The following is an 11,933-nucleotide window of genomic DNA, read 5'->3' on the forward strand; positions in this document are numbered from 1 at the left end:
GAGGTGACAAACTGGTTACTTTAGTAGTACAATTTAATATTATCCAATAAAAACGGAAGTAACAATTGTTTTGTTTGTCGATTAAAATGAAGTTTTTACGATTAATCATCTTTCTTCAATATTGATAGTCAAAAACTATCAAACTTGATAAAGTCTAAAAAATCCTGCATCTTTATTTTTTAATCCTTACGTATGGCCGAGAAATCTTTAGTAGAAAAAGCTAAAAAAATATTTGAAAACTATCTGTTGAGACAAGGAAGTAGGAAAACTCCTGAACGTTTTTCTGTGATCGATGAGTTATATGCCTTGCCCCAGGATGAACATATCGACGTGGAAGGTCTTTTTCTGATGATGCGGAATAAAGGGTATAGCATCAGCAGAGCGACCATTTACAATACCCTGGATTTATTGGTGGAGTGCGGCTTGGCAGTGAAGCATCAATTTAAAGATAAAGTGGCTTTGTATGAACAAGCGCTTACTTATAAACACCATGATCACCATGTGTGCAATCAATGTAGAAAAATCCGTGAATTTTCAGATGAACGCTTAAATGCTATCAAGGAAGCAATGGGCAAAGAGTTTATGTCTGGCATTACTTCCCATTCCCTAGTACTGTATGGGGATTGTCAGATTCCAGCTTGTGAAAACTTAAAGCTTGCCTGATGGCAAGCTTTTTTTATGCTTTGGATCGAAATATTTTTCTGTAAATGGGCTTTCTGTAAAGAAACTGCAGGTAAAGTGCAGGATATAGTAAGAAAGTCATCAAACCAAAAGGTCCTTGGTAGCTGATTTCATCACGAATGATACTTCCTTCACCATTCTTGATAATCCGGTGCTTATGCTCCCACGCTTTTAGGAAAAAAGGTAACTCTACTCCTTTATCAATGAAATAAAACTCCTTTTCAGTAGTTTCATCGGCCACAATATCACTTGTCCATCGTTGCTTGAAAAAGAAAAAGTTTAATTCCAAGGATACTACATCTCCTGTAGTGGAACCATCAAAGCGCAACAGCTTAACCGGAGGAAACGGTGGAGCTAATTTTTTGAAAAGGCTTTCATTAAAGCCTTCTTTTACTGTAAGATAATCTTGTTCTACGGTAGTTTCTATGACAATTTTCATACGTTTCTTAGAATACAAAGACAAAAATCATAAATAAAGTAAGCCAAATAAAGTCCATGAAATGCCAATAGGTGGTAAATAATTCTATCCGCATGCGCTCATAGGGGTTTGTCAAGAGGACTAAATTTTTTACTTCATCTTTTTCGACGCGGCTGTATTGGTACACCATAATCAAAGCAAATGTCATCGCCCCAATCAAGTGAAAAATATGAATCCCTGTCAATACGTACAGAAAGCTTCCAGTAGGCAGTCCCCTGAAATCTACGCCCGATAAGGTCAATTCCTTCCACCCTATAAATTGCAAAGCTGTGAATATCAGTCCTAGGAAGAAAGTGATCAAAAGGCTATTTTTGAGTTTTTGCACACTATCTTCCTTGTAGTGCAACAGCAGTTTACTTACAGTGTAACCGCTGATAAGCAAGATAAAGGTACTGAGGATGAATGATTTGGGCATCTTGAACTTAGTGGCTTCCACCATACTTGTGTCGGATGCCAAGAATGCAGTGGTCATAAATAAAAAAATCAGCCCGCTGCCAAACATACCCAAATACATGAGTGTCTGATAGGGATGCATTTTTTCTATTCGTTGAAACCAACCTTCTTTCGTTTCTGGCATATGGAATACTTCTTTTATGCATAAACATTTTAAAGGGTAGGAGGTTCAGGATTTACATCACATTATTCATCTGCAAAGGTTAAAAAGAAATCAATTTCATACCTTTGAGCCTTCAAATCAACAACCGCTATCTTGGAAAAGTCAGCATTTCTCTCGCTTTACGAGAATGATCCTTTTATCCTAAGCTTATCCGAAAGCATTCAGAACAAGCAAGAAAAAAAATTTCAGCTAAAGGGATTGTCCGGCAGTTTGGACATGATTGTTTTTTTGTCCATCCGCAAACAAGTCGGAGGCTTCCATCTGATCATAGCGCATGATAAGGAAGAGGCTGCTTACTTGACCAATGATTTACAGGAATTGGTGGAAAATCAAGAAGTGCTTCTATTTCCTTCTAGCTATAAGCGTCCGTATCAATTTGATGAAATAGAAAATGCCAATATCCTGATGAGGGCAGAGATCCTCAACAAAATATTGGATAATCCTGGGGAAAGTACGATTGTGGTCACGTATGCGGAAGCCCTGTACGAAAAAGTAATCAACAAACGCTCCTTGAGAGATCATACCTTCACTGCCAAAGTAGGTGAGAAGGTGGATATTGCATTTATATCTGAGCTATTGATGACCTATGATTTTGAAAAAACTGATTTTGTATATGAACCGGGTCAGTTTTCCATTCGTGGGGGTATCTTGGATGTGTTTTCCTATGCCAATGAACTACCTTTTCGGATAGAGCTTTTTGGAAGAGAAATTGAAAGTATTCGGACCTTTGACCCNCAGGAGCAGCGGCAGTCATTTTTGGAGTTTCTGCCAGAGCAGACCTGTGTGTGGATGAAGGATGTGTCTTTTACGTTGGACACCATTGATGAGAATTTCACAAAAGCCGAAAACCAGTTCTATCAGATTGTTAGCAATATCCAAAACGATAAATTACTCCTCAAGCCTACCGATCTTTTTGACAATTCACAAAGTTTTGAGGCGAAAACAGAGCAATTTACCTTGTTAGAGTTTGGACATAGGTTTCATAGGAAGGGTGCTACCAAACAGGATTTCCAATCACAACCTCAGCCCTCCTTCAACAAAAACTTTGATTTGTTGGTGGAAAATTTAGCTACCAATGAAAAAGAGGGGTGGGTGAATATCATTTGCTCAGAAAGTGAGAAGCAATTGACCCGCTTGGAGAATATTTTTCAGGAATTGGACCCTACTCTACGCTATCAGACTTTGCAAATGGGTATCCGGGAAGGCTTTGTGGATAAAAAACAAAAGATTGCCTGTTACACGGATCATCAGATTTTCGAGCGATTTCACCGCTACAAATCCAAAAATAAAACCAGCAAATCCAAGGCGCTCACCTTAAGAGAGCTCAAAACCCTACATCCAGGAGATTTTGTAGTGCACGTGGATTATGGAGTGGGAAGATTTGCAGGATTGGAAAAGGTAGATGTCAATGGAAAGCAACAGGAAGCTGTGCGCCTGATATTCAGAGATGATGATTTGCTTTATGTAAATATTCATTCTCTACACAAGATTTCAAAGTATTCTGGTCAGGAGGGTACAATCCCTTCTATGTCCAAATTGGGAAGCCCAGAATGGGAAAACAAAAAGCGCAAAGTCAAAAGTCAGGTAAAGGATATTGCAAAAGAATTAATTGCACTCTATGCCAAGAGAAGGACTGCTCCAGGCTACCAATTTCATCCAGATTCTGTCCTACAAGTGGAATTGGAAAGTTCCTTTGTATTTGAAGATACCCCAGACCAGGCTTTAGCCACGGGTGATGTCAAAGCTGATATGGAAAAACCGCATCCAATGGACCGTTTGGTCTGCGGAGATGTGGGCTTTGGAAAAACAGAGGTTGCTATCCGTGCAGCATTTAAGGCAGTAAATGACCGAAAGCAGGTTGCCGTTTTGGTTCCTACCACTATTTTGGCAATGCAGCATTACCGCACATTTAGCGAGCGATTGGGTAATTTTCCGGTCAAAGTGGAATACATTAACCGTTTCCGCACAGCCAAAGAAATCAAAGAAATTACCAAGCAAGTAGCTTCCGGGGAAATAGATATCCTCGTAGGAACACACCGCATTGTCAATAAAGATGTTAAGTTCAAGGACTTAGGTTTGCTGATTATTGACGAAGAGCAAAAGTTTGGGGTAAAGGTAAAAGATCAACTTAAGGAGATGAAAGTCAATGTGGATGTGTTGACATTGACAGCAACGCCCATTCCCCGAACACTTCATTTTTCCTTAATGGGTGCCCGCGATTTGTCAGTGATTGCGACTCCTCCGCCAAATAGGCAGCCTGTAACCACCGAAATTCATGCATTTCAGGAGGAAGTCATCCGGGACGCGATAGCTTATGAGCTTCGGAGGGGGGGACAGGTATTTTTTGTGCATAATCGTGTTGGTGAAATTGACTCCATCGCCAATTTGATTCTCCGATTGGTGCCGGATGCCCGAATTGCTGCTGCCCATGGGCAGATGGATGGTAAGCAGTTGGAGAAGATCATGGTGAAGTTTATCGAAGGAGAATACGACATCCTAGTTTCTACCAATATCATCGAGTCTGGCTTGGATATTCCCAATGCCAATACCATCATTATCAATCGGGCACACATGTTTGGCTTGAGTGACCTGCATCAGATGCGAGGTCGTGTTGGTCGTAGCAATAAAAAGGCCTTCTGTTATTTGTTGACGGCACATCCTACGCATCTGACTCCTGAGGCTAGGAAGCGTTTACAAACGCTGGAAGAATTTTCTGATTTAGGGGATGGCTTCAAAGTGGCTATGCGTGATTTGGATATACGTGGGGCGGGCAATCTATTGGGTGCTGAGCAAAGTGGTTTTATAACGGACCTAGGGTTTGATATGTATCACAAAATCTTGGATGAGGCTGTACAGGAATTGAAGGAAAATGAATTTGCGGCACTCTTCGAAGTGGATTTGAAAGAAAAGGTAGAAGTCCTTGTACAGGATTGTGTGATTGAAACGGACTTTGAATTACTTATACCTGAAGAGTATGTAAGCAATATTTCCGAGCGATTACAGTTATATTCTAAGTTAGATGGAATCAAAGAAGAAGAAGAGTTGCAGAAATACTTCAATTCTATTAGGGATCGCTTTGGTCCTGTACCTAGAGTAGTTGAAGATTTATTTGAAACAGTCCGATTGAGGTGGCAAGCTGAGAATTTAGGCTTTGAAAAATTGGTCTTGAAAAATAATCAAATGAAATGTTATTTTGTCCCATCTTCTAAGGATAAGTACTATAAGTCCTCAACTTTTGGAACTATACTCAAAAATATACAAAGCCATGGGAAACGATGCAAAATAAAAGAAGTAAAAACCAGACTAATCCTTACAATTGAGGATGTCAAACATATTTCAGTTGCTCAAAAATGGATGAATATTCTAAATTCTTAAATAATTTTAATGGCCCGATAATTGCTATATTTGGTAAAATTTATGTAGGATTTCATCCTAATTCAATAAAAACATGTTTTTCGGACAGCCTTAACTGAAAAATATTATTTGAATCAGATATTATAGATTATATATTAGCGTTTTAATTGTGCACAAAAAACAATATTTGACAATGGTTTTTGGAAAAAGAAATTGGGGACTGACCGTGGCTTCCTTCCTTTTATTAGGAGGTCTTATTCTCTCGTCTTGTAATAAACAGACGGGATATGGTCGTAGAACAGCCAATAAGCCTGGGAAAACCAGTGCTTCTACAGGAGGAGCCTTCAGCTTTGATGCAAATGACTCTTCTAAATTTTTTGTGGCCAAATTTGCAGAGCAAAAAATTGGTCCACGGTTGAAGTACATACAAGGTGGTAGGACTGTTCTTGGATCTCAAGAACAAGATATAATGGCCTTTAGAGATAATTTAGAAAGAACAGTAACAATTGCATCTTTCTATTTGGATGAAACGGAAGTAACCAATGTTGATTATAGGGAATTCTTATTTTACATGGGTAGAAAAGTAAGTGCTGATTCTATTCAAAAACTAGAACCTAAAGATCAAGTGTGGGCAGGAGCTATGTCTTATAATGATTTATATGACACTTATTACTTTAGATTTCCGGGCTTTAATTTTTATCCTGTGGCAGGCGTATCATGGACTCAAGCTAATGCTTATTCAAAATGGAGAACTGAGTTTGTAAGTAATCTAATCCGTGAAAAAAATAAAGTAGATAGTACATTGAGTAAAAAGCAACTAATAGAAAGAGGGGTTGCTATTGCTGAATATAGACTACCAAATGAAGGAGAGTGGGAATATGCTGCTAAAGCTATGATTGGTACCCAGTATATGGATGAAAACCAAGAGCAAGGTAGAATTTATCCTTGGGATGGAAGAGGTTTAAGAAATCCATACAATATAAAAAGGAAAGGAAAACAGGGAGACTTCTTGGTTAATTTTAAAAGGGGTAGGGGTGATTATGCTGGTATTGCAGGATCAAAAGTAAATGATGGTGAAATTCTACCTACCAATGTATATGATATGCCACCTAATGATTTTGGGCTGTATCATATGGCTGGAAATATGAACGAATGGGTTAATGACGTATATCGCCCACTTTCTTTTCAAGATTTTGATGACTTAAACCCTTTAAGAAAGGATGGTATATATGATGAGCAGGAAAGCTATACTACCACTTTAATCACAGATGAATTTAGAGTTTATAAAGGAGGGTCTTGGAGAGATGTTGCATATTGGATGTCTCCAGGAACTCGTAGATTTATGCATCAAGATTCAGCTACTAATCACATTGGTTTTAGATGTGCAATGATATCCATAGGAGGTAGAGGAAAATAATTTATTCAAAATCAAAACAAAAAAGGAGCTATAAGAAGCTCCTTTTTTGTTTTATCGTTCTCCAACCAAAGCCGCTTTTAACTGAAAATAAGAAAAGCGGTTTCCAAAATGCTCCTTTAATGGTTTGAGGTAGTGAGATCCTTGCCTTCTGTACGCAAGCCGGATGGTCAGCAAGTCATCCTTTGGTAGTAATTCTTCCACACTCAGTTTACCCGCTTCCATCATTCGAATGAGATGTTCTTCTACGGTGGCAGGACTTAGGCTTCGCTCTTGGGCTATTTGAAAAATATTTTTACCTCCTTGGTACATTTTTAAGGTTACTAATTCTGTTCCCGAAGCACCACTGCCTTTTGGTTTACTCGTATTCGCTGCAAGTTTGCGCTTGGGATGCAATTGATATTTGGTAGCATAGGACTGAATTAATTTCATAAATTGTGATCCATAGTTAGTGGCTTTCATATGTCCCACACCAGAAATGGCCATTAACGCATCTTTTTCCACAGGCAGGAAGGTTGCCATTTCCTGTAAGCTATTATCTCCAAAAATCACATAGGGAGGTACATTGGCATCTCTTGCGATGGAAGCGCGGAGAGATTTTAATTCATCCAATAAACCTTCATGATACTCCAGTTTTCGCTCTTTTCCTTCACTGAAGCTTTCCTCCATGGGTAGGAGAATTTTTTCTTTTCCTTTCAGTTTTTCCCATGCTAGTTCAGTTAGTTTCAATGTAGGATATTGACTTCCTGCCTCTGCAAGATATCCATGTTGCTGGAGTTTGTTGCCTAGTTTTTTCCAAAAATCTTCAGGTCTATCCTTCCCTATTCCATACACACTCAATTCTTGATGTTCTGCTTTTATCTTACTTGATTTGGAACCACGCAAGACTAAAATTGCATAACCCAACCCATAAACTTCCCCTAGACGTGCGACTGTGGAAAGGAGCATTTGAGAAGGAATGGTCATATCCTGTTGCTTTCCTTTTTGGAAGCACACATCACAATTTCCGCATTCATCAGGATGAGTTTCCCCAAAATAATTGAGGAGGTATTTTCTTCTACACACATTGCTTTGAGAGAAGGAACTCATTCGCTGCAACTTTTCCTGCATGATTTCGACAAAGTCTTTGTTTTCTGCTTGATCGAGCATGCGGCTAAGCGTCATGTAATCCTGATAAGAATAAAAGAGTAAAGCTTCACTTGGAAGACCATCCCGTCCTGCCCTACCCGTTTCTTGGTAGTAGCCTTCGATATTTTGCGGCATGTTCATGTGTACCACAAAGCGGACATTGGGTTTATCGATTCCCATACCAAAGGCTATCGTAGCTACGATGATTTTTACCTCATCTTTGATAAAGAGCTCTTGATTTTTTTCACGGGTTTCTCTTGGAAGCCCTGCGTGGTATGGTAATACAGAGAGTCCCACAGCGCTCAATTGCTCGGCAGTTTCTTCCACATTGCGACGGGATAGGCAGTATATGATTCCCGAGTCTTTGCGATGGAAATCTAAAAATTCCATCAACTTGTCCATAGCATTGAGCTTGGGGGTTACCCGATAAGTGATGTTGCTTCTGTCAAAAGAGGAAATAAACCATTGAGGCTTGATCAATTCTAATTTATCTGCAATATCAGCCCTTGTTCGCTTATCGGCAGTAGCTGTCAGTGCAATGAAGGGAACTTTGGGAAATTTCTTTCGAAGTGTTCCTATTTTGAGATATTCCGGTCTGAAATCATGTCCCCACTGAGATACACAATGCGCCTCATCCACTGCCACTAGACTGAGGGGTACTTCTTGTAAAAACTCTATCAGCGGATTGGAACCCCCAAATAAGCGTTCGGGGGCAACATAGAGGAGCTTGATGGCTGATTTTTTTAGTTGCTCCGATATATGGCGCTGTTCGGAGATGCTTTGGGAAGAGTTGAGAAATACAGCAGGGATACCATTGGCATTCAAGGTGTCCACCTGATCTTTCATAAGGGAAATTAACGGAGAAATCACCAAGGTCAAACCCTCTGAAAGGAGCGCAGGAACTTGGTAGCAAATGGATTTTCCCCCGCCTGTGGGCATCAGGACGATGGTATCTTTTTTGGCTAAAATAGAGGAAATAATGGACTCCTGATTTCCCCTAAAGCTTAGATAGCCAAAGTATTGATGTAAAACATCCCGTGCATTTGTCTGAATAATTGCCTCCATATCATCAAAAGTTTAACCAAAATCAAGACTTAAAATTAATCAATCAACTAATAAAAATGCAGCTAGTCGACTAATTAAGCGTTTAATTAGTTGAGGGGTTAAAAAAGGGCAATTATTATATTTTTTAATAACAAAAATCAAAAAAACAATAATTTTTTTATTTCTGGCAAAGTATTTGCAATTGTATTATAAAAATTATTTTAAACTTAAACAATTACTAGCATGTCTTTAGAATTGAAAATTAAAGGAAATTGGAACGAGTTGAAGGGAAAATTAAAGGAGAAGTATGCAGATTTAACAGATGATGATCTTATGTATGCAGAGGGTCAGGAGGATCAATTGCTTGGAAAGCTCCAACAGAAAACCGGAGCAGCAAAAGAAGAATTATCGAAGTTTTTATTTGGAAAGGAAGAAGAGTAATATAGACTTCTGTAGGATATCTTAATAAGAATTAAGCCAGGTTTTGCCTGGCTTTTTCCATTTAAACAGCTATCAGGGAGTTCCAAATAAATGAATGAACACCGTTTTTTTAAATTCAGTATATTCATGCCAAACTAGAATTCTATCATTTTACCATGAAGAAAATTTATCGAATTGGGCTTTCGATCGCATGTTTTTGCTTTCTAGCCATGGGGCTTGCACAGGCACAGCAAGCATTGACCTATCAAACTCCGCCAAAAGAAATAGCAGACTTAGTCAATGCCTCACCTACTCCTTCCGTCAGTTTTAGCCGTTCGGGAGAATTTATGATGGTGCTGGAGCGCTCGGGAAATCCTTCCATTGAAGATTTGGCGCAACCTGAATTACGTTTGGCAGGTATCCGAATCAACCCTGCAACCAATGGTCCAAGCCGCTCAGGCTCTTTTGAAAATGTGGTTATCAAAAACACACGTTCGGGAGAAGAGCGAAGAATCAATGGCCTACCTGAGAACCCTCGATTAGGTTCATTTTCTTTATCAAATGATGAAAAATTCATAGCCTTGACCAATACTACCAATACAGGGATTGCGCTTTGGGTCGTGGACTTATCCACCATGGAAGCTAAGCAGCTAACGCAAGAAAGTGTCAACGGCGTAGGTGGTGTGGATATGTCTTGGACTCCAGATAATAAGATTGTATATAGAGCAATCAATCCAAGAAGAGGTAATCTGCCTCAAGCACCATTGGCTCCATCCGGTCCAACCGTTCAGGAGACAAGTGGCAATGCTGCTCCTTCCAGAACCTATCAGGATCTATTGACCAATGCACATGATGAGGATGTATTTGAGTATTTTATGAATTCTCAATTGATGATTTTGGATCTGAATGGTAATGCTACTCCCGTTGCCAACCCAGGCTTAATCTCTAATATGAACCTGTCTCCCGATGGGAAGTATATCCGGATCAATTATGTGAAAAAGCCATTCTCGTATTTGGTGCCTGTCAGTGCCTTCCCATATGATGTGGAAATTTGGGATATCCAAGGCAAGAAAATAACTACAATTGCTGAGATTCCTTTGGCAGAAGTAAGGCCAACTGGTTTCGATGCAGTATCTACCGGAAAGAGAGCGATTAGCTGGAGAGCAGATAAGCCAGCTACCTTAGTATGGGTAGAAGCACAAGATGGAGGTGATGGACGTGTGAAAATGGAAGATAGAGAAATCGTCTACATGCAAGATGCACCATTCAACTCCACGCCAGTTGTGTTGGCAAAAATCGGATACAGATTTGGAGGTATTTCATGGTCTGATGACAACTTTGCTTTGCTTAGTGAGCGTTGGTCTGCTACCCGTCAGCAGCGTGTAAGTTTGATCAATCCATCCAAGCCAGGTCAAAAAGGCACGGTTATCATCGAGCGTTCTTCAGATGATATTTACAATGATCCAGGAAGTCCTGTATTCACGACGAATGATTTTGGAAGAAGTGTATTGTTAAGAAAAGGAGATGATGTCTTCATGACTTCAGAAGGTGGATCTCCACAAGGAAGCATGCCTTACCTTTCTGCATATAATGTAAAAACCAAAACAGAACGAATCTTGTGGAGGTCTCAGGCCCCATTCTATGAGCGTGTAACTAAGGTATTGAACGCTGATGCAACGGAGTTTATTACCTTGAAAGAAAGCACAGATATTCAACCAAATTACTGGTTAGTCAATACAAGAAGGAGAATTGCCCCTAGACAAATTACCCAATTTGCACATCCATTTGAGTCTATCAAAGGGATCAATAAGCAATTGGTGAAGTATAAGAGAAAAGATGGCTTAGATCTTTCGGCTATTGTGTACACGCCTGAAGGTTATGATCCAGCTACTGATGGTCCCCTTCCTGTGGTGATGTGGGCATATCCGCGTGAATACAAATCAGCCGCAGTGGCAGCTCAAGTGAGAGGCTCTCAGTATACGTTTACACGTTTGAGCTGGGGTTCTCCGATCTATTGGGTGACCCAAGGCTATGCAATCATGGATCAAACTGAAATGCCGATCGTAGGTGAAGGCGACGATGAACCAAACGATTTCTTCTTAGAGCAATTGGTGGCTAATGCAGAGGCAGCTATTGATTATATTGCGAGTACAGGTATCGGAGATAGAAACAGAATTGGCGTAGGTGGTCACTCTTATGGTGCATTCATGACAGCTAATTTGCTTTCCCACTCTGATCTGTTTGCAGCAGGAATTGCCCGAAGTGGTGCGTATAATAGAACCTTGACTCCATTCGGGTTCCAGTATGAGCAGCGCACCATTTGGGAAGCACCTGAGGTATATAGTAACATGTCTCCATTTATGCATGCCAACAAAGTGAAAACCCCAATCTTATTGATCCACGGAGAGGCTGATAATAACTCAGGAACCTTCCCAATCCAATCTGAGCGTTATTACAATGCTTTGAAAGGGCATGGCGCAACTACTCGTTTGGTGTTTTTACCGCATGAAAGTCATGGCTATGCTGCGAAGGAATCCATTTTACATACCCTTTGGGAACAGCATGAGTGGTTGGAGAAATATGTGAAGAATAGGCAGTGAGATTAGATTTTAGAATCAAGAGCCAAGACTCAAAGTCCAAGGATGAAGAAGGAGGGATGAAGGATGAAAGACTAACTGTTGAAATGATGTAGTCTTTGAATGTTTTTCGTTGCGAGCGTTGCGATTTGTCGTTGCGCTCGTGGTGAGAAATGAACAGGGAACTTGGAAGACGGTATAGAAATTCGAATTTCGATTGAT

Annotated in this window: 8 protein-coding genes; 5 read left to right on the top strand and 3 right to left on the bottom strand. The window is 39.9% G+C overall.

Annotation, left to right across the window (positions count from 1 at the left end):
- Positions 1–192 precede the first annotated feature (192 nt).
- Positions 193–663 carry a Fur family transcriptional regulator gene (locus tag IE080_RS10790; protein ID WP_189582000.1) on the top strand — a complete coding sequence of 157 codons (471 nt, stop codon included), beginning with the start codon at positions 193–195 and terminating at the stop codon, positions 661–663.
- 13 nt (positions 664–676) lie between these two features.
- On the opposite strand, the gene IE080_RS10795 is transcribed toward IE080_RS10790, so the two are convergent.
- Together IE080_RS10795 and IE080_RS10800 are read right to left on the bottom strand one after the other, a co-directional pair.
- Complete coding sequence (locus IE080_RS10795) at positions 677–1,120, bottom strand: SRPBCC family protein (protein WP_189582003.1); 444 nt, start codon at positions 1,118–1,120, stop codon at positions 677–679.
- A 7-nt stretch (positions 1,121–1,127) separates the two neighbouring features.
- Positions 1,128–1,736, bottom strand: a complete 609-nt coding sequence (locus tag IE080_RS10800) for a cytochrome c oxidase subunit 3 (protein ID WP_189582006.1) — start codon at positions 1,734–1,736, stop codon at positions 1,128–1,130.
- A gap of 132 nt (positions 1,737–1,868) precedes the next feature.
- Between IE080_RS10800 and mfd the strand changes: the two genes are divergently transcribed.
- Together mfd and gldJ are read left to right on the top strand one after the other, a co-directional pair.
- Positions 1,869–5,150: a transcription-repair coupling factor gene (gene mfd, locus IE080_RS10805; RefSeq protein ID WP_189582009.1), complete on the top strand. Its 3,282-nt coding sequence runs from the start codon at positions 1,869–1,871 to the stop codon at positions 5,148–5,150.
- 172 nt (positions 5,151–5,322) lie between these two features.
- On the top strand, positions 5,323–6,546 hold the full coding sequence (gene gldJ / locus IE080_RS10810) for a gliding motility lipoprotein GldJ (protein WP_189582012.1): 1,224 nt from the start codon (positions 5,323–5,325) through the stop codon (positions 6,544–6,546).
- A gap of 51 nt (positions 6,547–6,597) precedes the next feature.
- On the opposite strand, the gene recQ is transcribed toward gldJ, so the two are convergent.
- Positions 6,598–8,736 carry a DNA helicase RecQ gene (gene recQ, locus IE080_RS10815; protein ID WP_189582015.1) on the bottom strand — a complete coding sequence of 713 codons (2,139 nt, stop codon included), beginning with the start codon at positions 8,734–8,736 and terminating at the stop codon, positions 6,598–6,600.
- 222 nt (positions 8,737–8,958) lie between these two features.
- Between recQ and IE080_RS10820 the strand changes: the two genes are divergently transcribed.
- Positions 8,959–9,156 carry a CsbD family protein gene (locus tag IE080_RS10820; RefSeq protein WP_189582017.1) on the top strand — a complete coding sequence of 66 codons (198 nt, stop codon included), beginning with the start codon at positions 8,959–8,961 and terminating at the stop codon, positions 9,154–9,156.
- Positions 9,157–9,311: 155 nt separating this feature from the next.
- A complete protein-coding gene (locus IE080_RS10825) occupies positions 9,312–11,735 on the top strand; it encodes a S9 family peptidase (RefSeq protein ID WP_189582020.1) in 2,424 nt (807 codons plus the stop codon).
- Positions 11,736–11,933: the final 198 nt, after the last annotated feature.

This window comes from Mongoliitalea lutea, from assembly GCF_014652135.1.
Taxonomy (GTDB): domain Bacteria; phylum Bacteroidota; class Bacteroidia; order Cytophagales; family Cyclobacteriaceae; genus Mongoliitalea; species Mongoliitalea lutea.

Bases quoted from the DNA above. Each gene is read 5' to 3' on its own strand.
- recQ (WP_189582015.1), bottom strand. From the start codon at position 8,736: ATGGAGGCAATTATTCAGACAAATGCACGGGATGTTTTACATCAATAC.
- IE080_RS10790 (WP_189582000.1), top strand. From the start codon at position 193: ATGGCCGAGAAATCTTTAGTAGAAAAAGCTAAAAAAATATTTGAAAAC.
- IE080_RS10825 (WP_189582020.1), top strand. From the start codon at position 9,312: ATGAAGAAAATTTATCGAATTGGGCTTTCGATCGCATGTTTTTGCTTT.
- IE080_RS10800 (WP_189582006.1), bottom strand. From the start codon at position 1,736: ATGCCAGAAACGAAAGAAGGTTGGTTTCAACGAATAGAAAAAATGCAT.
- IE080_RS10820 (WP_189582017.1), top strand. From the start codon at position 8,959: ATGTCTTTAGAATTGAAAATTAAAGGAAATTGGAACGAGTTGAAGGGA.
- gldJ (WP_189582012.1), top strand. From the start codon at position 5,323: ATGGTTTTTGGAAAAAGAAATTGGGGACTGACCGTGGCTTCCTTCCTT.
- IE080_RS10795 (WP_189582003.1), bottom strand. From the start codon at position 1,120: ATGAAAATTGTCATAGAAACTACCGTAGAACAAGATTATCTTACAGTA.